Origin of the sequence: Microbispora sp. ATCC PTA-5024, assembly GCF_000511135.2 — a bacterium.
Classification (GTDB): Bacteria; Actinomycetota; Actinomycetes; order Streptosporangiales; family Streptosporangiaceae; genus Microbispora; species Microbispora corallina.
The window spans coordinates 751714-776138 of the sequence record NZ_KI866525.1; the positions used below are offsets into that span (position 1 = coordinate 751714).

Consider the following 24425-nt stretch of genomic DNA (forward strand, 5'->3'; position numbering starts at 1 on the left):
GCCTCGCGGCGCCGCCCGGCGTCCCGGCGCCCGCGGAGGCCGCGGCGTCCGCCCAGGAGCCGCCGTTGACGTGCGGGACCGGGCCGTTGGCGGTGGCCGGGCCGTTCAGGATCGGTCCGTCGGAGACCGGCCCGCCCAGACCCGCCCCGCCCAGACCCGGGCCGTGCAGACCCGGCCCACTGAAGACCGGCCCACTGAAGACCGGCCCGCTGAAGACCGGCCCGCTGAAGACCGGCCCGCTCGCGCCCGGCGCGTCGAAAGCGGTCCCGTTGAGATCGGGCGCACCCACGCCGGTGTGACCCGCTGCGGCCATGCCCGGGTACGCCGGCCCGCCCATGCCCGGACCGTGGAGAGAACCGTGCGCCGGCCCCGGGGCACCCGGGTGGCCGAGATCCTGGCCCGCGAGACGTCCGCCCGGGAAGGAGTGGTGGCCGGCGACGTCGGGCCCGCAGGCCGCCGGGCCGCTCGGGACCGGGCCGTTCGGGACCGGGCCGCTCGGGACCGGGCCGCTCGGGACAAGGCCGCTCGGGACAAGGCCGTTGGCGAACGGGCCGTTCGGAACCAGGCCGTTCACGACCTGGACGGAGACCGTGCCGAGCCCGGCGCCCGGGACCATGCCGGCCATCGTGCCGGCCATCGTGCCGGCCATCGCCGCCGGGCCCGTCCCGTTCACGGACGGAGCCGCCCCGGGCACCCCTCCGGCGACGCCGGGGAAGGGGACCGGCGGCACGAGCAGCCCGGCCGACATCATCTCCATCGTCAGCTGCTCCAGCGTCACCTGGACCTCCCCCATCTCCGGCGTGACGTGCGCGAGCGCCGGCCCGAGCGCGCGCAGGGCGCTGGGCAGCCCCGCCCCCGTGCGCCTCGGGTCCCCCAGATCGAGCGGGACGCAGCTCGCCCTGATGATCTGGAACAGGCGGTCGACCCGGCGGGCGTCCCGGGCGGCGTACCCGTTCCGGAAGTCCGGGTGGTGCGCCAGCACGAGCGCCGCCAGGCCCGCCACGTGCGGCGCGGCCATGGAGGTGCCGTCGCAGGCCGCGTACGCGTCGGGCGGCACGGACGACAGGACGGCCACGCCCGGAGCGCAGACGTCGACCTCCGGGCCGTGGCAGGTGAAGCGGGGCGAGAAGTACCCTTCGCCGGTGCGCGGCTCCAGGATCTCGGCGGCGTGGGAGGTCCCGGCCGGGAACGTGCCCGCCCTGCCGATCGCCGCCACCGTGAGCACGGTGGGCAGGGTGCCGGGGAAGCCGACGGGCCCGCCGTCGTTGCCGGCGGCCACGACGCACGCGACGCCCGCGTTCCGCGCCTGATCGATCTTGGCGGCCACGAGCGGCGACGGATGCGGGCTGCCGAGGCTGAGGTTCACGACATCGATCTGCTGCTCGATGCAGTAGTCGAGGGCCTCGACGAGGTCGCTGAAGCGGCCCCCGGGGAAGATCTTGCAGGCGTGCACCTCGGCCTCGACCGCGAAGCCCACGACGCCGCGGCCGTCGTCGGCCCCGGCGACGATCCCGGCGCAGTGGGAGCCGTGCTGGGCGGCGTCGAGCGCCCAGCCCTCGGCCTTGCCGCCGACGAGGTCGATCCCCGCGCTCACCCTGCCCGCGAGGTCGGGATGCCGGACGGCCGCCCCCGAGTCGATCAGGGCGATCCGCGCCCCCGCACCGCGGAGGGTGGGCGGCAGCCGGTCCAGGTGCATGGCCTGCTGGCCCCACCCGAACACCTGCCGTCCCGGGAAGCCCTCGAACGTCTCCGACAGCCTGACCAGCTCGATCAGGTTGTCCCGCTTGGTCGACAGGGCGGGCCGCTCGATGTGGCGGCTCCAGAATCCGGCGCGCGGCCGGACCATCACGCTCGCGACGGTCTCCGGGGTCTCCCCCGTCATCGTGACCGTCGCCCGGCCGTCCGTCCCGGTCACGGCCTGCGCGGGCCAGCCGTTCCCGGTCACGAAGACCGTCGCGTCCGGCACGGGCTCGCCGTCGGCGTCCCGCACGAGAAACGTGAACGTGCTCTCCACGCCGGCCGGGAGCACCGCCGCGGCGGGCCGCCGACGGCGGGGCGGCACGGGCACCTCGCTGTAGGTGAGCAGCCGGTCGCGTTCGATGTGCAGCTGTGGATGGCGTCTGCGCAGCGCCACGGCGTGCTCCGGCGTCATGTCCGCCACCACCACGGGTGGAAAGGGCATGGCGTCGGCTCCTTCGAGCCCTCCTCCGGCGGGCACGACCCGGCGGTGCACCCGCACCTCGGGGTCGTCCTCCAGCAGCCGGTGCAGGGCGTCCGCGTCGAGCGCCGGCGCGGCGACCCCGAGGGCCGTCAGGTACGGCTGGGGCAGTGCCGCCACCATGTGGCGGCGGGGCCGGGGCTCCACCGGCTGCGGCGCCTGCCGGGAGGTCTGCCGCGCCCGGCCCGAGGCCGTGCGGCGCGCCTCCCCGGTTCCGTCCTTTGGCTTGTCGTTACTCGTCACAACGTCTCGACTCTCCCCAGCTCGCGCTGGCGTCGCCGGCCGTGCCCGGTGGGCTCGACGGGGCAGGAACGGGCTCTGTCGTCACCCGCGGTGGCCGGGCCGGTCGCGGGGCTCCGCGGCCTGCTCCCCGCCGCCCTCCACGCCCTGGCCGCCCCCGCCCGGCGGCCGGCGTTCAGCCTCGCGAGGCCGTACGGCCCGGGCGCGGGTGGCGGGGGGACGAACCTCCGCGGGATCGGTGCGGGAGGGGCCCGGACCGGCGACGGGCCGGTCCGGGCCACTCAGGTGATCTCGTCACAGCGGTGGAGCGATGGGCGGGCCGTACTGGACGGCGGTGAGCGTGTACTGGATCTGACCCAGGCACGCCTCGTACTGACCCGCCCGGTACAGCCGCACCGCCTGGACCGCCAGCGGGACGATCCCGGCGAGCTGCGGCGCCTGCGGGAGGGACGCCTGCAGCCAGCCGAACATCCACTGGAGGGCGGCGGCGCACCGCGCCTGCGGCGGGTCGAACGGCCCCGGGACGCCCGGGACGGGTCCCGTCAGCGGCCCCATCCCGGGGGCCGCCGGCGGACCGCCCATGAAAGCCGCGGCCGGCGGCGTCCCCGGGCCCATGGGAGCCATCGGTCCCATCGGGCCCATCGAGGCCGTCGCGATGTCCATCGGACCCACCGGGCCCAGGCCCATCGGGGTCGTCGGGGTGGTCGCCATGCCGAGCGGACCCACCGGACCCACCGGACCCATCGGCGGCGCCATCGCGGGGCCCACACCCGGGTTCATCACCGGCCCTGTCGTCATCGCCATCGCCGGACCCGTCACCGGGTTCACGGAGTTCATGGCAGCGCCGGCTCCCCCCGCGCCGGCTCCCCCCGCGACGGCTCCGGGCCACGACGGCCCTGCGCCCATCGAGTCCACCATGTGCCTCCGATCAGAATCCGGCACCGGCGGGCACCGGGGACTGCTGCTGGACCTGCTGGTGCATCTGGGCGGCGTGCGCCTGGGGCACCTGCTGGCCGTACTGGCCGTACTGGCTGTACTGGCCGTACTGCTGGGCCGCGAGCTGCTGGGCCAGCTGCATGCTCAGCGGGCTCTGGCCGGCCTGCTGCCCGTACGGGGTGCCGTAGGCGGTCGCGTACGGGGTCGCGTAGTGACCCTGCCCGTACTGGGCCGCGTACGGCGTCGCGTACTGCGCCGCGTAGTGGGCCTGGCCGTACGGCTGCTGGGCGTACGGGGTCGCGTACTGGGCGGCGTACGCGGCGGCGTACGGGGTCCCGTACTGGCCCGCGTACTGGGCGGCGTACGGCGTGCCGTACTGGAGGGCGGCGAGCTGCTGGGCCGCCGCCTGCTGGGCCTGCTGCAGGGCCACAAGCTGCTGGATCTGCTGGGCGGCCTGCAGCGGGTGCACGGCCGCGGCGCCCAGGAGGCCCTGAACGCCCGGGACACCCTGGGCGGCCTGCAGGCCCTGGACACCTGCCACGCCGAACGCGCCGGTCATCCCGTTCACCCCGGTCAGCCCGGCCGCACCCGTCAACCCGGCGACGCCGTTCAGACCGTTGAGGCCCGTCATGCCGTTGAGGCCCGTCAGCCCGTTCAGCGCGGCCACGCCCGGCATGCCCTGGACGGCCTGCAGAGCCTGGATCGGCATGCCCGCCTGGATCTGCTGCTGGACCTGCTGCTGGATCTGCTGGTGCAGCACGCTCTCCAGGATCTGCCGGACAGCGGGAACGCCGTACCGGGCGCTGAGGCGGTTGACCTTCATCCAGAAGGTCACCGGGCTCACGACGTGCTCCTGCGGGAGGACCTGCTCCTCCTGCCCGGTCATCGCGCCGAACGGCACGGGCTGGCCGTACTGGAGCGTGGCCTGCGGCGCGAGCTGGAGCAGCCCGGACTGGGCGAGCTGCTGGGCCATCAGCTGGGCCACCTGGGGCTGGATCTGCTGGTACTGGACGATCTCGAGGATCTGCCGGGCGGCCGGTGCGCCGTACCGGACGGCCTGCCGCGCGACCTTGTGCCAGAAGGCGGCCGGGTTCACCAGGTGCTCCTGCGGGAGGATCTGCTCCTCCTGCTGGACCATCCCGCCGAAGGGCGCTACCTGCTGCTGGCCGAGGGCCTGTGGGATCTGGGCGAACTGCAGGGCGGAGATCGGGTGCTGGGAGCCGTAACCCAGCGAGGTCGCCACGGACATGGGGTGCATCGCTGTGAACGTCATGGTCACTCCTTCGAGCCCGGATAGGGATGGCTCATCGCCGTTGTGATTACATAACGTGACAGATCGGACGCGCAATGTGATGCACGTAATGCCTCTACCAGGACGTCTTGGCACAGGACGCCCGAAGCCCGGCGGCCCGGAGGTGACTCGGAGTGATGGGATACGGGTACGCCGACCAGAGGGAGCCCCATTGCGATCAGCCACCCCCACTTCTACGGGAGCATGGTCGAGTGGGCGCACGCGTTCGACGCCCCGGTGTACGTCCACGCCGCCGACCGGCGGTGGGTGGGCCGGCCCGACGACGCGGTCGTGTTCTGGGAGGGCGACACCCGGGAGATCGGCGAGGGCCTCACGCTGATCAACGCGGGCGTCCACTTCGCGGGCGGCCAGGTGCTGCACCGGCGGACGGCGGACGGCGGGACGCTGTTCTCCGGCGACATCCTCCAGGTCGTCCGCGACCGGCGCTGGGTCGGCTTCATGTACAGCTACCCCAACTACATCCCCGAGCGGCCGCGAACCGTCCGCCGGGCGCTCGCGCTGCTCCAGCCGTACCCCTTCGACCGGGTGTACGGCGCCTGGTGGCGGCTGGTGGTCGACGCGGACGGGAGCGAGGCCGTCCGGCGCTCGGCCGAGCGCTACCTGTCCTTCGCCCTCGACGACGCCCCGGAGGGCGACCGCTGACCATCGGGCACGCAACCGACAGCTTCGACCTTCTTGACAATTATTATTGTCGGTGCCAAGGTTGAGACATGTTGGACGTGGCGGTGATCGAGGATCCGGCGGCGGCAGAGGTGTCGCTGGATCCGGTGCGCGCGCGGCTGCTCGCCGAGCTGGCCGAGCCGGGATCGGCGACGATGCTGGCGGCGAAGGTGGGCCTGCCCCGCCAGAAGGTGAACTACCACCTCAGGGCGCTGGAGCGGCACGGCCTGGTCGAGCTCGTGGAGGAGCGGCGCAAGGGCAACGTGACCGAGCGGGTGATGCGGGCGACGGCGGCGTCGTTCGTCATCTCGCCGGTGGCGCTGTCGGCGGTGGCCCCCGATCCGGCCCGCGCGCCGGACCGGCTGTCGGCCCGGTGGCTGCTCGCGGTGGCGGCCCAGCTCGTCCGCGACGTCGGGGCGCTCATCAGCGGGGCGGACAAGGCCCGCAGGAAGGTGGCGACGTTCACGATCGACGGCGAGGTGCGCTTCGCCTCCGCCGCCGACCGGGCCGCCTTCGCCGAGGAGCTGGCCGCCGCCGTCGCCGCGCTGGTGAGCCGCTACCACGACGAGAGCGCCGAGGGCGGCCGCGCCCACCGCCTGGTCATCGCCGTCCACCCGAGCGTCCCCCGCGACCAGGCAGCCGGCGTCGCGACGCCCGTGACCGCCACCGAGACCGACACCGAGACCGAGACGGGCCCGGGCGCCGAGCCCCCCGCCGACCCCGAGGAGTCCTGACCATGCCCCACCCGTTCGAGCTGCGCAAGGAGATCGAGCTGGAGGCGACGCCCGAGGAGGTCTGGGCGGCGATCGCCACCGGGCCCGGGATCGACTCCTGGTTCATGGGCAGCAACCAGGTCGAGCCGCGCGAGGGCGGCCGGGCCGCGCTCGACCTGCTCGGCCACGTCCAGGGCTCCACCGTCACGGGATGGGAGCCGGGCAGCCGGTTCTCGCTCCGCAGCGACGAGGGGCCCGACGGCGCGTTCCTCGCGTTCGAGTACCTCATCGAGGGGCGCGAGGGCGGCAGCACGGTGCTGCGCCTGGTGCAGAACGGCTTCCTCGGCGACGACTGGGAGACCGAGTACGCGGCCATGCGCGTGGGCTGGGACATGTACCTGCGCACGCTGGCGCAGTACCTCACCCACTTCCGCGGCCGCACCGGCACGCCCGTCGCCGCGGTACGGCCGAAGGCCGGCGACGGAGACGAGGTCTGGGCCCGGATCACGGCCGCGCTCGGCCTGCCCGGCACGCCCGCCGAAGGCGACCGGGCGCGCCTGGAGGTGGACGGCCTGCCGCCCATGGAGGGCGTGGTCGACTACGCCGGGTTCCCCACCTTCCTCGGAGTGCGCACGGAGGACGGGCTCTACCGGTTCATCCACTCCGGCCCGCTGAGGGGCGACACGGTCGTCCTCGGTCATCACGTCTTCGGCGACGCGGATCCGGAGGAGCTGCGCAAGGCCTGGGACTCCTGGCTCGACGACGTCCTCTCCTGACCGCTCCCCTTCACTCTTCTACGTGCGCTCCACGGCCCCGCACGCGTTCGGGGCATTCCCACCCTTCGCTTCACTCACGACGAAAGGACACGGCCATGGCCGCCCCCGACCGCGAGTACACGATCACTGTCGTCCTCGACGCCCCCCGCGAGACGGTGTTCCGCGCGTGGACCGACCCCGAGAGCTTCACGCAGTGGTTCGGCCCGCGCGGGTTCACCACGCCGCTGCCGACCACCTCCCTCGACGTACGGCCCGGCGGCGCGTGGAGCGCCGTCCTGGTCTCCCCCGACGGCGCGAAGGCGCCGCTGGGCGGGGTCTACCACGAGGTGGCCGCGCCGGAGCGGCTGGTCTTCACCACCGGCGACCCCGGCAACACCGAGGGCGCCCCGGCGTCGGTCGCCGCCGTCACCCTCGACGACCTGGGCGACGGCAGGACCGAGATGCGGTTCCACCAGGCCGGGTACAACACCGACGAGGCGCACGCCGAGGCCGCCAAGGCCGGCTGGCTGCAGTTCTTCGACCGGCTCGCCGAGCACGTCGCCGCGTCCTGATCCGGGGGCGTCCCAGCGCCCCTCAGGCCCAGATCGCGCAGGGCCGGCCGTCTCCGAGGTCCTCCGGAGGATCGGGCAGCGGCCGGGCGACTCCCCGCGCGACCCGGCGCGCCGTCCACGCCGCGGCCGCCGCGTCCAACACGTCGTCCACCCCGGCGAACGCCCCCGCGGGCCCGAGGTCCCCCGCGACCTCGACGCCCTCGGCCGCCAGCAGCTCCCGGCGCCGCTCCGCCCCCGCCCACGTGGACTTCGGGTACGGGAGCGGGGCGCCGGCCATCCGGGCGAACGACAGCTCCGGGTGCACCTCGACGACCCTCCTCGACGGCCCCGGCCTCCAGCGGTCGACGTCGAAGAGCTTGTCCCGGAGGCCGTACGCCTGGCGGGAGACTCCCTCGCCCGCCAGCCGCCGGTTGATCTCGACGGCTGCGGCGTGCGTGCCGGCCTCCAGGGCCGGGCGGACCGGCGTCATGAACAGCGACCGGCGGCGCGGCCCCAGCTCCGCGCGGGTGAGCACGTCCGCCGCACGCCGGCCGCGCTCCGGCAGCCCGATCGGGATGTCGATCGCGACGACCTCGACCGGTCCCCCGGCCTCGGCCAGGCGGACCAGCTCGGCGATCCCGGTGGCGAACAGGGCGGTCACCGGGCCGTCCGCCAGGACGATCCCGATCCACCCGGCCGTGCAGCCGTCGACCCCGAGCACGCGCATGCCCCCATGGTCCACGTGTTCCGGCCGCCTGTCGTGCGGGATGTCTCGGTGCGCGCCTCCGCCCGCGGGAGCGGGGAGACCGCCGCCGTTGCGGGCGCTTCGCAACAGCGGCGGAGGTGCTGGTGTCGAGATGCCGCAACGCGATTTCCGAGGCATCGTTGTGCCATGAGCCGGCCGCACCCCGACCACCACGCCTCCGAGAGCGACCACGGGCACCCCCACGGCCACGCGCACGGGCCTGGCCACGGACCTGGCCACGGGCACGGCCACGGGCACGGCCACGGCCACGGGCACGGGCGCCGAGGTGGGCCGTTCGGGCGGATCCGGGAGTGGGTCCGGCCGCACTCGCACGAGGCGGCCGACAAGGTGGACACGGCCATGGAGACCTCCTCACGCGGCATGCGTGCGCTGTGGGTCGGTCTCGCGGGCCTGGGGGCGACGGCGCTGGTCCAGGCCATCGTGGTCGCGCTGTCGGGGTCGGTGGCGCTGCTCGGCGACACGCTGCACAACGCCGCCGACGCGCTGACGGCCGTCCCCCTCGGCGTCGCCTTCCTGCTCGCGCGCCGCCCGCCGAACCGCCGCTACACCTACGGGTACGGCAGGGCGGAGGACCTGGCCGGGGTCGTCGTCGTGCTGACGATCCTCGCCTCCTGCGTCGCCGCCGCGTACACGGCCGTGGACCGGCTGCTGCACCCGCAGCCGGTGACCGGGCTGTGGGCGGTCGCGGCGGCCGCGCTGGTCGGTTTCGCCGGCAACGAGGCGGTGGCCCGCCACCGGATCAGGATCGGCCGCGAGATCGGCTCGGCGGCGCTGGTGGCCGACGGGCTCCACGCGCGCACCGACGGCATCACCTCGCTCGCGGTCCTCGCGGGAGCGGCCGGAACGGCGGCGGGCTGGGACCGGGCGGACCCCGTCGTCGGCCTGCTGATCACGGTCCCGATCCTCGCCGTGCTGCGGCAGGCGGCCCGCGAGGTGTACCGGCGGCTGATGGACGCGGTCGACCCCGGCCTGGTCGACGCGGCCGAGGCGACGCTGCGGGGCACGCCGGGCGTGCTCGGCGTCGGGCAGGTCCGGCTGCGCTGGATCGGCCACCGGCTCCGGGCCGAGTGCGACGTCGTCGTCGACCCCGGCACGACCGTGGTCGAGGCGCACGCCGTGGCGGTCGAGGCCGAGCACGCGCTGATCCACGCGATCCCCCGTTTGACGGCCGCCCTCGTACACGCCGATCCGCTTCCCAGCGACGGCGTCGACCACCACGCCGTCCTGGCCGACCACAGAACCGACCACAGAACCGACCACCGGGCGGATCACAGGCCCGACCACAGAGCTGACCACAGAACCGACGACACAACCGGTCATGGAGGCGATCGCGGGGCCCGCCACGGCGCCGACCAGGGGATTCGCCTCAGGACGCGCCTCGGAACGGGCCATACATCCGACCTTCTCACCCTCTCCGCGACGGTTTCCCGGCGCCGCCGAGCCTGAAGACGCCCCGAATGGGGCTAGATTCGCTACGTGCCGACCACGAGGAAAACCCGGCGGATCACGATCGACGACGTGGCGCGTGCCACGGGCGTCTCCCGCCAGACGGTGTCGAGGGCCATCAACAACAAGACCGAGATCGACCCCGAGACCCGGCAGCGCATCCTTGAGGCCGCGCGTCTCATGGGCTACCGGCCGAGCCGCTTCGCCCGCGGCCTGGTCCGCCAGGACGTGACCACGCTCGGCCTGGTCATCGCCGACGTGCTCAACCCGTTCTTCCCCGAGGTCACGGCCGGCGTGCTCAAGGCGGCCGAGCGCCGCGAGTGGCAGGTCGTGGTCTACAACACCGGCTCGGAGCGCCGCAAGGAGCTGGCCGTGGTCGACATGATCGCCGAGCAGGTGGACGTGTGCGTGGCGTTCCTCCTGCACGCCGAGGCGATCAACCGGGCCGTCGACATGAGCATGCCGATCGTGCTGCTCGACAAGGACGGCATGAACCCCTCGGTCCCGGGGGTGCGCATCGACTTCGACGCGGGCGTGCGCGAGGGCCTGGGCCACCTGATCGACCGGGGACACCGCCGGATCGCGATGCTGGACGACGAGGCCCGCATCTCCGCCGCCGCCCCCAACCCCAGGCGTGAGGTGTACCTGGAGCTGGCCTCCCGGCACGGCCTCCCGGTCGGCGAGTCGTGGATCGAGCCCGCGGCGAACTCCGTGGCCGGCGGCGCGGCCGCCATGGAGCGGCTGCTGGAGGCGCACCCGGACGTCACGGCCGTGTTCGCGTACAACGACCTGATCGCGATCGGCGCCCAGCGGACGGCCGTGCGGAGGGGACTTCGGGTGCCGGACGACTGCGCGTTCCTCGGGTGCGACGGGCTCAGCCTGAGCGAGCTGGTCGAGCCGCCGCTCACGACGCTGCGCATCGACAAGCCGCGCCTGGGCGAGCTCGCGGTGGAGCAGGCGGCGCAGTTGGTGGCCGGCGCGGAGCCCCGCGAGGTGCCGGACGCCGTGGTCCGCCCCGAGCTGCTCCTGCGCGGCTCCACCTGACCCCTCCGAACACCTGACCCCCCGAACACCCGGCCACACCGTGCACCCCGCCACACCGTGCACCCCGCCACACCGAACACCCCGCCACACCGAACACCCCGCCACACCGAACACCCCGCCGCGCCGAACACCTGAGCGCCCGGCCACCTGAGCGCCCGGCCACCCGCCGCGTGGCCGCGTGACCCGAGTGACCGCGTGGTCCCGTCCGGCCGGGCGCCGACGGCGGGCCCGGCCGGACGGGGTCCGGGGATCGGACGGGGTCAGGACACGGTGATCCTGTCGAGGTCCGGTGCGTAGGCGGAGTCGTTGTAGATCTTCACGCTGTTCGAGCCGGCGTTGAGCGGAAGGCTCACGGTCGCGGTGACCGGCGTGTTCCAGTCGGTCCCGGTCAGCGAGGCCGTCACCGGGGCGCCGCCGTTCGCGCTGACCGAGAACGTGCGGGTGCCGTTCACGGTGCCCGCGATCGTGACCTGGCGCGACCCGGCCGCGGCCGCGCTCACGGTGAGCGTGACGTAGTTGGCCGTGCCGTTGCCGATGAAGCGGACCTTCTGCCCGCCCGAGCAGCCGGAGCACGAGGCGACCGCGGCCGCGCCGCTGAGCGCGCCGCCCTCCCCCTCGTACGACGAGGGGCCCGAGGTGGTGGGCCGGACGCGGATGAGCCGGGTCTCACCCGGGCGGAGGGTGGCGCTGTAGGAGCCGCTGACCGTGCCGCCGCTCGACCCCGACCACAGGTCGGTGACCTGGGCGCTGCCGGAGAAGCCGACCTGCGACCAGCTCACGCTCACGGTCGAGTTGCCGGAGGTGCCGGTGTTGAACAGCGCCACGATGTAGTCGCCGTTCGCCTCCCGCTTGCGCCAGACCTGGTTCACGCCGCTGCTGACGATCCGCTGGGCGGCCACGCCGTCCTGGTCGACCGCGATGAGCCGGGTGTTGGTCAGCATCGCGAGGTCGGTGGAGGTCAGGGCGGTCAGGTCGCTGCCGAGCAGGAGCGGCGAGGCCGCCATCGCCCACAGCGTCATCATCGAGCGGCGCTGGTCGGCGGTGAGGCCGATCTGGTCGCCGTTGCCGATCTCCAGCGAGTCGAGGTCGTTCCAGCCGCCCGGCCCGGCGTACTGCTGCCAGGACGCGGCCGAGCCGAAGCGGCTCGACACGTGCGACCAGTCGGTCAGCGGGAAGCCGCTGCCGTTGGCCCCCGGGCCGCAGTAGCACTCGACGTCGCCCTGCGTGCGCCAGCTGTTGGCCAGCCGCTGCCAGGTCGTGGCCTGCGCGATCGGCAGGTTGTTCGACAGCGCGAAGTTGATCGGCCGTCCCGTCTGGCGCAGCGCCCTGTCCCAGGCCTCGACGTCGTCGACCGTCGAGGCGTCCACTCCGTCGATCTTCAGGTAGTCGACGCCCCAGGAGGCCATCTGGTCGGCCCACGAGTCGATGAACGCCTGCGCTCCGGGGTGGGAGTAGTTCAGGCGGTACATGTTCTTGCAGTTGTAGTTCTTCTCGGTGCGCGAGGTGTCGGCGATGTCCTGCGCGTGGTACGAGGTGCCCTCGACGGGGGTGTTGCGGGTGACCGCGTTCTTCGCGATGCCGGGCGTGACGTAGAAGCCGAACTTCAGGCCCTTGGAGTGCACGTAGTCGGCGAGCGCCTTGATCCCGCCGGGGAACTTCGCGGTGTCCACGGCCCAGCGGCCGTACGAGTCGACGACGAAGCCGTTGGAGTCGCACTTCTGGTAGAAGTCGTCGAGATTGACGTACACGTATCCCAGGGCCGGCAGGCCGCTGCCGGCCAGCGCGTCGGCCTGGGCCTTGATCTTCGTCTCGTCCGGCCACCGGCGGACGAAGCTCCAGCTGCTCCATCCCATGGCGGGACGGACGGACTGGCCGTTGTCGGAGGCCGAGGCGCTGGGGGCGGCGGCCACGGCGGCCGCGCCGGAGGCGGCGAGGGCGAGGGCCGCGAGGCCCGCGGCCGGCCACCGTCGTCGGACGTGTCTGGGCATGCGCTCTCCCGGAGCAGGGCGCGACCTGCGCCGGGGGGCGCGGCCGCGCGGGGGGGTGGGGAAGGTCGAGCACGACGCCGGGCCGTACGCGGCCGGGCGGAGGTTCCGGCCGCGCACGGCGGTCCCGGGCGTCAGGAAACGGTGATCTTGTCGAGGTCGGGCGCGTTCGCGGTGTCGTTGAAGAACCTCAGCGTGTTCGACCCCGCGTTCAGCGGCACGCCGACCGTCGCCGTCACGGGGGTGGCCCAGTCGGTGCCGGTGAGCGAGGCGGTCACCGCGGTCCCGCCGTTCGCGCTCACGGAGACCGTGCGGGTGCCGTCCACCGTGCCCGCTATCGTGATCTGCTTGGTCCCGGCCGTCGCGGCGTTCACCGTGAGCGTCAGGTAGTTGCCCGTGCCGTTGCCGATGTAGCGCACCTTCTGGCCGCCCGAGCAGCCCGTGCACGCGGCGACCGTGGCCTTGCCGCTGAGGGCCCCGGACTCGGCCTCGTACGACTGGGAGGACGAGCCGCCCGAGCCGGCGTACGAGCCGCCGATCCACGCCTCGTCGACGCGCCACCGCTCCGGGTTGCCGCTCGTCGCGTAGGTCGCGGTCACCTCGAGCCGGACGTGCCGCGTGGTGGTGGCGGGCAGGTCGACGAACTGGACGCCCCGGGCGTTCGGCAGCGTGCCGGTCTTGATCGGGCTGCCCCAGTTCGTCCCGTCGCTGCTGACGTACACGCGGTACGTCGAGGCCCGCGTGGACGCCGACTCGGGGTAGACGGTCGAGTCCTCGCGCTGGTTGATCCCGATGTACTGCACGCGCTTGGCCGAGCCGAGGTCGAAGCGGAGCGACACGGGGGTGGTGTTGTTGCCGTCCCAGTAGGTCAGGTAGTCGCCGTCGCCGGCCGCGGACGCGGCGTGGCCGCTCGCCGAGGCGCTGGCGCTCATCGTCACGCCGGAGGTGTAGATCCCCTCACGGCCGCTGCTGGTCACCTTGAACACGGTGTCGTACTGGTCCCAGCTCGACACGCCGCTGATCGTCAGCGTGCCGTTCGCCTGGCTGAACGGCACGGCCGCGCCGGTGCGGAGGTTGGTCACGCCGGTGATGCGGTAGCCGTTGTCGCGGACCTGCAGCGTGCTGCCGGACGGCGGGGTGATGACGTGGATGTAGTGCAGGTCCGGGTTGGTCCTGCTGATCGTGGTGACCCCGTGGGCGCCGTTGTTCCAGAAGCCGGGCTTGAGGCCGCCGTACATGTAGCCGCCGCCCTCGGTGCCGTTCAGGGACTCCCAGATGGCGTTGAGATAGGTGTTGGCGAAGTTGTTGAAGTTGACCTGCTGGGTGGGGAACTTGCCGTTGACCATGGCGGTCTCCGCCATCAGCGCCTTCACCGACGACCCGGCGTTGGTGATGAGCCGGCCGAGCGTCAGCTTGTAGTCGACGGCCGAGTCCGACCCGCCGTACCACCAGGGGCCGCTCGACGGCAGCTTGAAGTCGGCCTCGATCAGCCGGGGCGCCGCCGTGTAGACCGCCTGCGGGTAGTCGTACGCCGGGGTCATGCCGGTCTTCTGCTCGTTGCTGATCATGTCCATGATCGGCGTGTCCTCGTTGTTGTTCGACAGCGTCATGTCCGGCCGGTCCTGCCGGATGCGCTCGTAGAGCCCGTGGCTCTCCCAGTACGCGTTGTCGTTGTCGATCCAGAACCCGGCGAGCTTGGGGTAGCGCTGCATGACCTCGACGAAGTTGTCGTAGCTGAACTCGCCGAACCCGTCGCGGGTGGTGAGGTCCACGGTGTGGCCCTTGTAGCTGGAGTAGGCCGAGGAGTCGAGCCACTCGTGGCCGCCCTCGTCGTGCCACTGCGGGTCGTCGGTCATGTAGTTGATGACCTTCAGACCGGCGGCGTCGGCGGCGTCGATCAGCTCGCCGAGGAAGTCCCGCTTCGTGCTGCACGAGCCGGGGATGGCGGACGGCCAGGGCCGGGAGTAGCCGAGCCTGCTGTGGAAGGCGGCGAGCACGATGTACTGCGCGTGCAGCTTCTTCGCCTCGTTGACCCAGTAGGTCGCGTTCCAGCCGCCGCTCGTCACCGCGTTCTCCCAGGCGCTGCAGCTCGTGTAGCCGGGCGAGGTGCGCATGCCCCAGTGCAGGAACAGGCCCGCGACCGAGTTGCGCAGGAACGCCTGGCGGGGATGCTGCAGCTCGGCCCGCGCGGGGGACGCGAGCGTCATCGTCAGGAGGAGGGACGCGATCGCGGCGACGATCGTGCCCGCCCGCCTCCTCCGTGGTGCCGTCTTCGGCATGTCGGCTCCTTTGGCCGTCAAGGTCGTGCTGGTGGTGACCTGCGGAAGGGGTACGGCCGCCGCGCCCGCACGCGGCCCGGTGAACGGCCGAGATGCCCGCCTCGTCGGCGGTACGGGGATGCCGGAGGGCCTCGGGAGGGGAGGGCCCGGGGAACCGGCGCGGGGTCCGTGAGCGCTCACGGACCGGTGGCCGCGCGGAGGTCGGCGCATCGGGGCGTCACGTTGGGCGCCCGCGCCCTGCCCGTTTCCATCGGTCTCCCTTCGGAGCCTTCGGCGTTGAGATCCTCTCGCAAAGATTGGATCTCTGGACTGTGATCCCACAAAAGAGAACACCTGTCAACGCCCTCGAGACGCTGGAACGATGGAACAGACGTAACGACCCGGAAACGCCGCAGCCCGGCGAGGACGCCGTACCGGGCCAGAGTTAGCACGGAATCGCGGGAGAACGTGGGGTTTTGTGTTCGACTGTGATCGATCGCCACTCGCCGCGCCGGCCGGGGCGGGCAGGGAGGCCGGACGCGCCTAACCCTGTCGATACATCGGACGTCTGACCCTTCGGATGGCCCGCGGACCGGGCGAGGACGGGCTCAGGACCGGGGCACGGCGGCCAGTCGCGTCACCGCGTCGCGGACGAGCGCGCGGACCTCGGCCGCGTCGTCGAGGTCGGCCCCCACCACGATGCCGTCCCGCAGCATGACGAGCATCCCCGCGGTGGCGTCGGGGTCGGGGTGGCCCGTCGCGGCGAGCAGATCCCGCACCAGCCCCCTGAACCAGGCACGGTGCGCGGCCACGACCTGCCGCACGGGATGGGCGGGGTCGGGGTACTCCACCGAGGCGTTGACGAACGCGCAGCCCCGGAAGCCCGGCCCGCAGCCGATCTCCCCCACCGCCTCGAACACCGCGACCAGCCTCTCCTCCGCGGGCCTCTCGGCCGCACGGAGCCCCTCGGCCAGGCCGTGCTGGAGGTCGCTCTGCTCCTTCAAATAGGCGCAGACCAGGTCGTCCTTCGCCGGGAAGTGGTGGTAGAAGGTCGCCTTGGCCACGCCGGCCTCGGCGATGATCCGGTCGATGCCCACGGCGCGGATGCCCTCGCCGTAGAACAGGTTTCCCGCGGTGTCGAGGATGCGCCGGCGGGCGGGCGGGGCGGCCCGGCGCTCGGGCGCGGCGGTCGTGGTCATGAGTTGACTTTACCAGACAGGTCTGTCTAGTCTCAGCATCAACGGAGACAGACAGGTCTGTCCAGTAAGGAGCACCGCCATGAGCGCCATGTACACCGCGATCGCCACCGCCTCCGGCCGGGAGGGCCGGGCCGTCTCCTCCGACGGCAGGCTCGACCTGGTGCTGGACCGCCCGGTCGAGCTGGGTGGCAAGGGCGAGGGCACCAACCCCGAGCAGTTGTTCGCCGCGGGGTACTCCGCCTGCTTCGCGAGCGCGCTGGCCCTCGTGGCCTCGCGGGCCAAGCTGGACCTGTCGGACGCGTCCGTGACCGCCGAGGTCGGGCTCGGCCCCTCGGGCACGGGCGGCTTCGCCCTCTCGGTGACGCTCCGGGTGGAGCTGCCCGACCACATCTCCCCCGAGGAGGGCCGCAAGGCGGTCGAGGAGGCCCACCAGGTCTGCCCGTACTCGAACGCCACCCGCGGCAACATCCCCGTCGAGCTGGTGATCGAGTAGCGACGGTTGCGGAGGCCGCCCCCGTTCGCCACAGTTGTGGTGCCGGCGGGCGGCCGCCGGCGGAGCCCGGCCGGGGCCCCACGACGGCGGGATCTCCGGCGCGACTGGAGGACGCCGATGACCGACCCGCTGATCAGGAGGCACCGGACCGCGGACGCCGCGGTCACGCTCACCCGCGGCGGCGTGGCACTGGCCGGCCGGGAGGTGGTCGTCGCGCAGCGCGACCACGCCTTCCTGTTCGGATGCACCGGTTTCGAGTTCATCCCGCTGGCGAACGGCGACGACCCGGAGCCGGAACGGGCCGAGCGCCTGGCCGGCCTGTGGGCCGGCCTGTTCAACTTCGCCACGCTGCCCTTCTACTGGGCCGGCTTCGAGGCCGTCCGGGGCCGGCCGGACACGGCGCGGCTCCGCGCGGCGGCCCGATGGTTCGCCGACCGGGGATGCGTGGTCAAGGGACACCCGCTGGCCTGGCACACCGAGACCGCCCCCTGGCTCCTCGACCTGCCGAACGCCGGCATCGCCCGTGAGCAGGCGGCCCGGATCCGGCGCGAGGTGCGCGACTTCGCCGGGCTGATCGACATGTGGGACGTCGTCAACGAGGTCGTCATCATGCCGATCTTCGACAAGTACGACAACGGCCTCACCCGGATCTGCCGGGAGATGGGCCGGATCCCGATGGTCAGGATGGTCGTCGACGCCGCCCGCGAGACGGCCCCCGGCGCCACGCTGCTGCTCAACGACTTCGACATGTCCGCCGCGTACGAGTGCCTGATCGAGGGCGTCCTGGAGGCCGGCGTGAAGATCGACGCGCTCGGCCTGCAGAGCCACATGCACCAGGGCTACTGGGGCGAGGAGCGGACGCGTGACGTCCTCGACCGGTTCGCCCGGTACGGGCTGCCGATCCACTTCACCGAGACGACGATCCTGTCCGGCCACCTCATGCCCCCGGACATCGTCGACCTGAACGACTACCAGATCCCCGAGTGGCCCTCGACCCCCGAGGGCGAGGCCCGCCAGGCGGACGAGGTGGTCCGCCACTACACGACGCTGCTGTCGCATCCTTCGGTCGAGGCGGTGACGTACTGGGGTCTCCAGGACGGCGGCTGGCTCGGGGCGCCCGGCGGGTTCGTACGGGCCGACGGCACGCCCAAGCCGTCGTACGAGGCGCTGCACGGGCTGGTCAGGGGCGAGTGGTGGGTGCCGCCCACGACGACGGCGACCGACGCCGAGGGACGCATCCGGTTCTCGGGCTTCCTCGGCGAGTACGAGGTGACCGTCGAGGGCGAGACCGCGACGTTCCGGCTGGAGGAGCCCGGCGCGGCGGACGTCCACGTGGCCCTCTGAGCCGCCGCCGGGGTCCTAGGTCGGCGGGTCGCCGGGCATGCCGAGGTGCCGGTGGATCATGAGGTGCATGTTCCGCCGGAACCGGCGCAGGCTCCGGGGGTCGGACGGCCCGTGGACCTCCCCGTCGGCCTCCAGGACGCCCGCGAGCACGTACCCGTGGACGCACCAGATCACGGTCCACAACGTGTACTCGATGTCGATGTCGACGTCCCCCAGCAGGCTGTGCACCGACTTGCCCATCATCGCGGTGAGCGGCTGGACGTACTCCGACTCGAGCTCCGCGACGTCGGCCGCGTCCATCAGCCAGCGGTGCATCCACAGGGCCACGATGTCGGGGTTGCCGACGTAGAAGTCCAGGTAGCGGTCGAGGAGCCGGTGGATGTCCCCCGTCTGCTCGAACTCCTGGGCCGCCGGTTCGAGCGCGGCTCGCTCCTCCTGGAACGCCCGGTCCATCACCGTGAGGTAGATCTCCCGCTTCGCGCCCACCCGCGCGGTCACCGTGGGGACGTCGAGACCGGCCGCCTCGGCGATCTGGCGGATGGACGTGCCGTCGTAGCCGAGAGCCGCGAAGAGCCGGCGGGCGACCCCCAGGATGACCTCGGACTGCTCGCCGTGGTCCTGTGGTGCCATGTGATGGCGCTACCCCGGCCGTGGCCCCTCAATCTGTGACCCCACGCGCCGTGAGGGCTGCGGGCGGTGTGAGAGGCTCGGTCCCGTGGACGAGGTGACGATCGCGACCCGCGATACCCTGCACGGCGTGGCGGAGCTGCTCCTCGCCGGGCCGCAGTACCGGCGCAGCGGGACGATCCGGCTGCGTGTCGTGCCCGGCGGCTTCGGCACGGTCGCCGAGCCCGACCTGCGGGTCGAGGGCGCGGTCCTGGTCGCGGGCGATCGCCGCCTGCCCCTCGCGGGCACGTACGCCGAGCTGGGTGCGTCGGCAGGCGTGGACCCCGGCGCGCCCGAGGGCCTCTACCACGACGGCTCCGGCGCGGCTCCCGGCGACGCGATCACGGTGGACGCCGGGGCGGCCGCGCGGCTGGCCGAGAGCCTCGCGATCGGCCAGGAGGCGCTGCTCGCGTTCGCCCCCGGGCCTCACACCGGTCCTGTGGCCGGAGCACTTCGACCTCGCCGTCACCCTCGACGAGGTCAACTACGGGATCTCGCCCGGCGACGGGCACCTCCCCGAGCCGTACGCGTACGTCGGCCCCTGGACGCCCCGCACCGGGCCGTTCTGGAACGCGCCCTTCGGCGCCTCGCGCCCGCTCCGCGAGCTCGGCGGCGCGGAGGCCGTACGGGCCTTCTTCGAGCAGGGCCGCACGGCCTGACCCTCCTTGCGTCCCAGCCCCGGGGACGCCAGGTGACGGACGAGTCATACGAGGGTAACGATGCGATTTCGCCCCGTGTTGAGGTAACCCTGTGGAACGCACCAACCGTCCCACCAACGTACGGAGTGTCACTAGCCTCAGGAGTACCCATGGGCAGCATCCGTGTCATCCGATTAGCCGTCGTCCTGCTGGTCGCCGGCATCAGCTGGACCGTTCCAGACCTCGCGGACGCCTCCACCGCTCCCCCGCCGATCAAGGCGCGCACCTTCCACGGCGAGGGCGACGACGTCGTACGGGTCTCGTCGACCAAGCTCCGCGGCATCGCCGTCATCCGGCACACCGGCGAGTCGAACTTCGCGGTCTGGAGCATCCAGCCCTCCGGCAAGGACAACGACCTCCTCGTCAACCGCGTCGGCGACTACTCCGGGACCGTCGTCGTGAACACCTACACCGACCTGAAGACGGCCGGATTCACGATCGAGGCCGACGGGGCCTGGTCGCTCAGGTTCGCCCCCATCTCGTACGCCCCGCTCTGGAGGCACCTCACCGAGAAGGGGCTCGGCGACGCGGTCCTCAAGCTGGCCGTGCCCACCAAGGGTCTCCACACCCTGCGGTACGCCCATGGCGGGACGAGCAACTTCGTCGTCTACGCCCTGCCGCCGTCCGGGGCCCCCGACCTCCTCGTCAACAAGATCAGGCACGTCTCCGGGAAGGTCGTCGTCCCGGCAGGCACCCGCTACGTCTCGGTCCTGGCCGACGGGAAGTGGACCCTGACCAGGAAGTGACGCACGGCGTCCGCGGGGACCGCGCGGGAGCGGCGGCACAGGGGCCCGTCGTTCCCGCGCCCGGGACGCCCTCGCCCGTCACGCTTCCTCCGCGCCGATCGCCGTCCACGCGCGACGTGCCGTGAAACGTTCACCGGGCCGGCTCTGCGGCCCGCCCGTCGCCGGATGGGACGGCGGCCCGATGGGAGCTCTTCTCCCAGGTGGCGGGCCCACCGCGCGCTCGCACCGGATCGCGAAGCCGCGGGACGGGCACTGGCGCCCCGTCATGGCCGGGGCGTACAGTCCGAGGCGCTCCACCGCATCCGGGCACGTCCGGACCGGCGTGACGAAGAACTGTGACGCCCGACGGCGACGACGCTCACAGGAGACGTGTGATGACGCCCGCTCGCCCGGCCGTTCGCCGCACCCCCGGCAGTGCCCGCCGCGCCCCCGGCAGTGCCCGCCGCACCTCCGGCAGTGCTCGCGGCGCCGCGGCCCGCAGGGCCGTGATCGAAGCGCGGGATCGTTCCCGGGAACGGTGGATTCTCCTCTGCATCGTCGTGGCGGCCTTCGCCGTGCACGCCAACGGCATCGGCAACGGCTTCATCTATTTCGACGATCCCGAAAGCGTGGTGGACAACGCGTCCATCCGGGAACTCAGCTGGGCCAATGTCGGCCACTGGTTCACCACGCCGCTGCAGTTCATGTACACGCCGCTGGTGAACCTGTCGTACGCCGTCGACCACCTGTTCGGCCAGGGGGCGATGGGCATGTACCACTTCACCAATCTGGCGCTGCACCTCGCCAACGTGGTGATGGCGTTCCTGCTCATCCGCGGGCTGACCGGGCGCGCGTTCCCGGCCTGCTTCACGGCCGCGGCGTTCGCGATCCATCCCATAAACGTCGACACGGTCGCCTGGATCTCGGCCCGCAGCACCCTGCTGGCCACGCTCTTCTCGCTGGCCGCGCTCCTGGCCTACCTGCGCTACCTGACGTCGGGACGGTGGCAGCCGCTGGCCTGGTCCGTGGTCCTCTTCGCGCTGGCCACGCTGTCGAAGTCGACGGCGGTCGCCCTGCCCCTCGTGTTGTTCCTCGTCGACTACCTCCAGCGCCGTACGCCGGGCCGGAGACTGCTCCTGGAGAAGATCCCGTTCTTCGCCGTCGCCGCGGGCGCGGGGCTGGTCGCGCTGGCCATGCGACAGGACGTGGTCCCGCCGCACGGCTACACCCTCCTCGACCGGGTCGTCGTGGCCTGCTCGGCGCTGGCCGACTATCTGGTGCAACTGGTCTACCCGTTCCACCTGGCCCTCGCCTACGAGTACCCCGGCACGCCCCTCCCGTGGTACCTCTACCTGTCTCCGCTCCTGCTCGCGGCCGTGGCCGCGGCGCTGGTGGCGGTCAGGTCGTCCCGCAGGATCGTGGTGTTCGGGCTGGGCTTCTTCGCGATCACCGTCGCGCCGACCCAGGCGGTGCTCCTCATCGACAACTACCACGCGAACAGATACGTCTACCTGCCCTATCTCGGCCTGTTCCTCATCGCGGGCCACTTCGCCGACAGGGCGCTCCGCAAGTGGGACGGCATCCCCCGGATCGGGGTGATCGCGGCGATGGCGGCGTTCGCCGTGCTGTTCGCCACGCTGACGGTCATCCGCGACACGGCCTGGCAGAACACCGAGACCATCATGAGCGACGCCATCGCCAAGGAACCCGGGGTGGCGTTCGTGCACAACAGCCGAGGCATCGCCAGGTTCCGCGACGGCGACTACGCGGGGGCGACGACGGATTTCCAGCGCACCATCGAGCTCGACCCGGACTTCGTGCTGGCTTACCACTACCTGGGCATGACCAAGTACAACAAGGGCGACTACGCGGGGGCGCTCGGCGACCTCGACTACGAGGTGAAGCGGCTTCCGACCTTCGGAGCCGGCTACAGTGAGCGCGGCAAGACGAAGATCGCTCTGAAGGATTACCGGGGCGCCTACACGGACCTCTCCACGGCCCTCACCTACGATCCGCAACTGGTCGAGGCCTACTACTTCCGCGGGGTCGCGGAGATCGAGCTGGGCGACCCGCAGGGGGCGCGATCCGACCTGGACACGGCGATCGGGCTGTTCCCGCAGTACGCCGACGCCTATTACCGGCGCGGCCTGGCGAAGTCCCAGCTGGGTGACGCCGGCGGGGCCTGCGCCGACTGGAACACGGCGGTGTCCCTCGGCCAGTCCGAGGCGGGCAGATCCGTCGCCGACGCCCACTGCTCCGGCTGACCGGGAATCGCCTCTTCACCTGATCGGGGGCCGGACCGTCGCCGGCCCGGCCCCGCAGTCCGAGATGGTCGGTACGACCTGGTCCTGGGAGCCCGTTAACGTGTACCGGGCCGCCCACGTCGCCGTACCGAGATCATGGGACGCCTACTGGATGTTCTCGCACGGGTACCCGATGCGCGTACCGTTCACCCAGCCCGAGACGCAGTACTTCCCGACGACGGCGGGGATGCCGGTCCACTCCTGCTTGGGCTGGAACGCACCGTTGGTCCACGTCTGGGTGGCGCCGTGGCGGTACAGCCCGTTGGGCCCGACGAGATCGAAGTTCCCGTAGAAGCTGCCGTGCTGGGGGTACGCGTCCACGTACACGGTGCCGTTCCTCGGCGTGGACAGGTACATGCACACGTTGCCGTTGCAGCCGAGGGCGTCGGCCTGTGACGCCGAGGCGCCGGTGAAGAGCACCCCGGAGACAAGGGTGGTGGCTGCCACCGTTGTTCCGAGTTTCGATCCGAGCTTGCGCATGTCCGAGCTCCCTTCGTGGGCGGTTCGCTGACGCGAGCGGATGAAGCCGCGAACGGCTCGTGGCGAGCGTCGGACACGCCGGTATAGGCGAGGTATAAGCCCTGCTGGAACGCCCTTCGGAATCTCGTGCGCCGTACGTCAGCGGCGGTGCAGGGTGAACCAGAACGTGGGCACGGAGTTGGTCCCGGGTGTGACCTCGGTGAGGTCCCAGCCGGAGAAGCGGGCGCGCAGCTCGTCCGCGGTGACCCCGCTGATGCCGTCGGCGAACGACTCCGGGCCGTACCCGAACATCAGCAGCCGCGCCCCCGGCGCGGCCCGCCGGGTGATCCCGTCGGCGTAGGCGTCCCGGCGCTGATCGGGTATGCCGCAGTAGCAGCTCAGGTCGAAGAACAGGCTGAACGGCCCGGTCACCGCGAGCTCGTCCAGCCGGGTGACGTCGCCGTGCAGCAACCGCGGCCGTACGCCCGCCGCCTCAGCCTTGTCCCGCGCCTGCCGGATCGCGCGGCCGATCAGATCGACGCCGACGACGTCCCAGCCGTTCCGGGCGAGGTAGACGGCGTTCGTGCCGGTGCCGCAGCCCAGTTCGAGCGCCCGTCCCGGCGGCAGCGCCCGCGCCCCCTTGACGGTCTCGACGAGTTCGGGCGCCGGGATGCCGCTGTCCCACGGCGGCCTGCCGGACAGATAGTAGAGCTGCAGCATGCGCTTGACGGCCAGTTCGGCGCCACGCTCGGAACTCCTCCCCATGCTGGTCAGCCGCCAGGCCATCTGTGCCAGGTTCATTCGCTTCCTCCGGTTCCGGATTCGACCCACAGGAGATGTTCCTGCGCCGGCGTCCCCCTGTCGTCGGCCGGTGGAAGACGCTCCCGCCTACGGTCGGGGGCGCAGCGGACCCCCCGCCTACGACCGACGACGTACGAGGCGAGTCATGTACGACGCCGGCCCAGCCTGCCGATCCACTGCCACGCCGCACAGCAGGCACGGAGACGGCGGAATGCGGCGTCGCCACCCATTCTCGGTGCCTGTCGACGAGGATCCGGCAGGCTGCGGAGAGGGTGGACTAACCTCATTTCCATGAGGCCCGTGGAACAGTACCGAGCCGCCTCCATCGCCGTACTCGCAGGTTGGCTGAGTCGCCATCCCGATGAGGAGACGCGTTGGCGATTGATAGCGGAGTTCCTGGAGGAACATCGGCATGAGCCGCGGGAGGAGCGACTCCGGCTGTTGTCGCCGGAGCCGCCCAGCGTGGGCGATTCCCGCTGGGATGTCTTTCTCGCGGCCCTCGCCGAACATCTCGCCGCAAAGGATGGACAAGCCGGGCCTGCCTGGGCCGAAACGCGACGTCTCCGCCAGTTCTGGTTTCCGTTCAACACACCGGCGGCCCGCGTAGACGCCTTCGTCCACTCCCCGGCTTCCTTTCGTCGCCGTGGTGTATTCATCCACCCACAGGAACTGGAAGTCGCATGACTGACGAGGCACCTCTCCTCGACAGAGCAGCCATTGAGGAGGCATTCCGACGCCTGGGTGATCGTCCTGTCCGCCGTGGAGTCATCGCCGATCTCTATGTTTTCGGGGTGCTGCCATGGCACTGGCCTACGACGCCCGCCGCTCCACTCGCGATATCGATGCCGTCTTC

22 protein-coding genes are annotated in these 24425 nt (G+C 72.3%); 12 read left to right on the forward strand and 10 right to left on the reverse strand.

All coding sequences use genetic code 11. The annotated features are described in order from the left end of the window. The 3 genes from MPTA5024_RS29355 to MPTA5024_RS29365 form a co-directional block, all read right to left on the reverse strand. Window positions 1-2182 (reverse strand): S8 family serine peptidase (locus MPTA5024_RS29355; RefSeq protein WP_198167461.1); only part of this gene is annotated, 2182 nt, incomplete at its 3' end. 570 nt (window positions 2183-2752) lie between these two features. Beyond that, window positions 2753-3295 carry a hypothetical protein gene (locus MPTA5024_RS29360; RefSeq protein WP_051458818.1) on the reverse strand — a complete coding sequence of 181 codons (543 nt, stop codon included), beginning with the start codon at window positions 3293-3295 and terminating at the stop codon, window positions 2753-2755. 91 nt (window positions 3296-3386) lie between these two features. Continuing rightward, window positions 3387-4667 carry a hypothetical protein gene (locus MPTA5024_RS29365; RefSeq protein ID WP_036330424.1) on the reverse strand — a complete coding sequence of 427 codons (1281 nt, stop codon included), beginning with the start codon at window positions 4665-4667 and terminating at the stop codon, window positions 3387-3389. Between the two features lie 195 nt (window positions 4668-4862). Here MPTA5024_RS29365 and MPTA5024_RS29370 point away from each other — a divergent pair, with 195 nt between their 5' ends. From MPTA5024_RS29370 to MPTA5024_RS29385, 4 genes are all read left to right on the forward strand, one after another. Next, complete coding sequence (locus MPTA5024_RS29370) at window positions 4863-5348, forward strand: hypothetical protein (RefSeq protein ID WP_269750647.1); 486 nt, start codon at window positions 4863-4865, stop codon at window positions 5346-5348. A gap of 68 nt (window positions 5349-5416) precedes the next feature. After that, window positions 5417-6100, forward strand: a complete 684-nt coding sequence (locus tag MPTA5024_RS29375; RefSeq protein WP_198167462.1) for an ArsR/SmtB family transcription factor — start codon at window positions 5417-5419, stop codon at window positions 6098-6100. A gap of 2 nt (window positions 6101-6102) precedes the next feature. Continuing rightward, a complete protein-coding gene (locus tag MPTA5024_RS29380; RefSeq protein WP_036330426.1) occupies window positions 6103-6855 on the forward strand; it encodes an SRPBCC family protein in 753 nt (250 codons plus the stop codon). Between the two features lie 95 nt (window positions 6856-6950). Beyond that, window positions 6951-7406: an SRPBCC family protein gene (locus MPTA5024_RS29385; RefSeq protein ID WP_036330428.1), complete on the forward strand. Its 456-nt coding sequence runs from the start codon at window positions 6951-6953 to the stop codon at window positions 7404-7406. A 22-nt stretch (window positions 7407-7428) separates the two neighbouring features. On the opposite strand, the gene MPTA5024_RS29390 is transcribed toward MPTA5024_RS29385, so the two are convergent. Next, on the reverse strand, window positions 7429-8112 hold the full coding sequence (locus tag MPTA5024_RS29390; protein ID WP_036330429.1) for a DUF429 domain-containing protein: 684 nt from the start codon (window positions 8110-8112) through the stop codon (window positions 7429-7431). 165 nt (window positions 8113-8277) lie between these two features. On the opposite strand from MPTA5024_RS29390, the gene MPTA5024_RS29395 reads away from it, so the two are divergent. Together MPTA5024_RS29395 and MPTA5024_RS29400 are read left to right on the forward strand one after the other, a co-directional pair. Beyond that, on the forward strand, window positions 8278-9597 hold the full coding sequence (locus MPTA5024_RS29395) for a cation diffusion facilitator family transporter (protein WP_084370090.1): 1320 nt from the start codon (window positions 8278-8280) through the stop codon (window positions 9595-9597). A gap of 30 nt (window positions 9598-9627) precedes the next feature. Further along, on the forward strand, window positions 9628-10641 hold the full coding sequence (locus MPTA5024_RS29400) for a LacI family DNA-binding transcriptional regulator (RefSeq protein WP_036330431.1): 1014 nt from the start codon (window positions 9628-9630) through the stop codon (window positions 10639-10641). Window positions 10642-10901: 260 nt separating this feature from the next. Here the strand turns inward: MPTA5024_RS29400 and MPTA5024_RS29405 are convergent, their stop codons facing one another. The 3 genes from MPTA5024_RS29405 to MPTA5024_RS29415 form a co-directional block, all read right to left on the reverse strand. Then, a complete protein-coding gene (locus MPTA5024_RS29405) occupies window positions 10902-12629 on the reverse strand; it encodes an alpha-galactosidase D (protein ID WP_036330434.1) in 1728 nt (575 codons plus the stop codon). 131 nt (window positions 12630-12760) lie between these two features. After that, window positions 12761-14905: a discoidin domain-containing protein gene (locus MPTA5024_RS29410; protein ID WP_157099792.1), complete on the reverse strand. Its 2145-nt coding sequence runs from the start codon at window positions 14903-14905 to the stop codon at window positions 12761-12763. A 587-nt stretch (window positions 14906-15492) separates the two neighbouring features. Continuing rightward, on the reverse strand, window positions 15493-16083 hold the full coding sequence (locus tag MPTA5024_RS29415; RefSeq protein WP_036330436.1) for a TetR/AcrR family transcriptional regulator: 591 nt from the start codon (window positions 16081-16083) through the stop codon (window positions 15493-15495). A gap of 79 nt (window positions 16084-16162) precedes the next feature. Here MPTA5024_RS29415 and MPTA5024_RS29420 point away from each other — a divergent pair, with 79 nt between their 5' ends. Together MPTA5024_RS29420 and MPTA5024_RS29425 are read left to right on the forward strand one after the other, a co-directional pair. Then, window positions 16163-16576: an organic hydroperoxide resistance protein gene (locus MPTA5024_RS29420; protein ID WP_036330438.1), complete on the forward strand. Its 414-nt coding sequence runs from the start codon at window positions 16163-16165 to the stop codon at window positions 16574-16576. A gap of 117 nt (window positions 16577-16693) precedes the next feature. Then, window positions 16694-17920: an endo-1,4-beta-xylanase gene (locus MPTA5024_RS29425; RefSeq protein ID WP_036330440.1), complete on the forward strand. Its 1227-nt coding sequence runs from the start codon at window positions 16694-16696 to the stop codon at window positions 17918-17920. Window positions 17921-17935: 15 nt separating this feature from the next. On the opposite strand, the gene MPTA5024_RS29430 is transcribed toward MPTA5024_RS29425, so the two are convergent. Then, complete coding sequence (locus MPTA5024_RS29430; RefSeq protein WP_036330441.1) at window positions 17936-18550, reverse strand: TetR/AcrR family transcriptional regulator; 615 nt, start codon at window positions 18548-18550, stop codon at window positions 17936-17938. Between the two features lie 299 nt (window positions 18551-18849). Here MPTA5024_RS29430 and MPTA5024_RS42775 point away from each other — a divergent pair, with 299 nt between their 5' ends. The 3 genes from MPTA5024_RS42775 to MPTA5024_RS29445 all read left to right on the forward strand — a co-directional run bounded on the left by MPTA5024_RS42775 (window position 18850) and on the right by MPTA5024_RS29445 (window position 22273). Then, on the forward strand, window positions 18850-19245 hold the full coding sequence (locus tag MPTA5024_RS42775) for a hypothetical protein (RefSeq protein WP_198167463.1): 396 nt from the start codon (window positions 18850-18852) through the stop codon (window positions 19243-19245). 149 nt (window positions 19246-19394) lie between these two features. Next, on the forward strand, window positions 19395-20030 hold the full coding sequence (locus tag MPTA5024_RS29440; protein WP_036330443.1) for a hypothetical protein: 636 nt from the start codon (window positions 19395-19397) through the stop codon (window positions 20028-20030). A 374-nt stretch (window positions 20031-20404) separates the two neighbouring features. After that, entirely contained in the window at window positions 20405-22273 is a 1869-nt protein-coding gene (locus MPTA5024_RS29445) for a tetratricopeptide repeat protein (RefSeq protein WP_084370092.1), read from the forward strand. Window positions 22274-22417: 144 nt separating this feature from the next. Here the strand turns inward: MPTA5024_RS29445 and MPTA5024_RS29450 are convergent, their stop codons facing one another. After that, on the reverse strand, window positions 22418-22792 hold the full coding sequence (locus MPTA5024_RS29450; RefSeq protein WP_036330446.1) for a hypothetical protein: 375 nt from the start codon (window positions 22790-22792) through the stop codon (window positions 22418-22420). Between the two features lie 138 nt (window positions 22793-22930). After that, window positions 22931-23572 carry a class I SAM-dependent methyltransferase gene (locus MPTA5024_RS29455; RefSeq protein WP_157099793.1) on the reverse strand — a complete coding sequence of 214 codons (642 nt, stop codon included), beginning with the start codon at window positions 23570-23572 and terminating at the stop codon, window positions 22931-22933. A 291-nt stretch (window positions 23573-23863) separates the two neighbouring features. On the opposite strand from MPTA5024_RS29455, the gene MPTA5024_RS41405 reads away from it, so the two are divergent. Then, window positions 23864-24256 carry a hypothetical protein gene (locus MPTA5024_RS41405; protein ID WP_157099794.1) on the forward strand — a complete coding sequence of 131 codons (393 nt, stop codon included), beginning with the start codon at window positions 23864-23866 and terminating at the stop codon, window positions 24254-24256. Window positions 24257-24425: the final 169 nt, after the last annotated feature.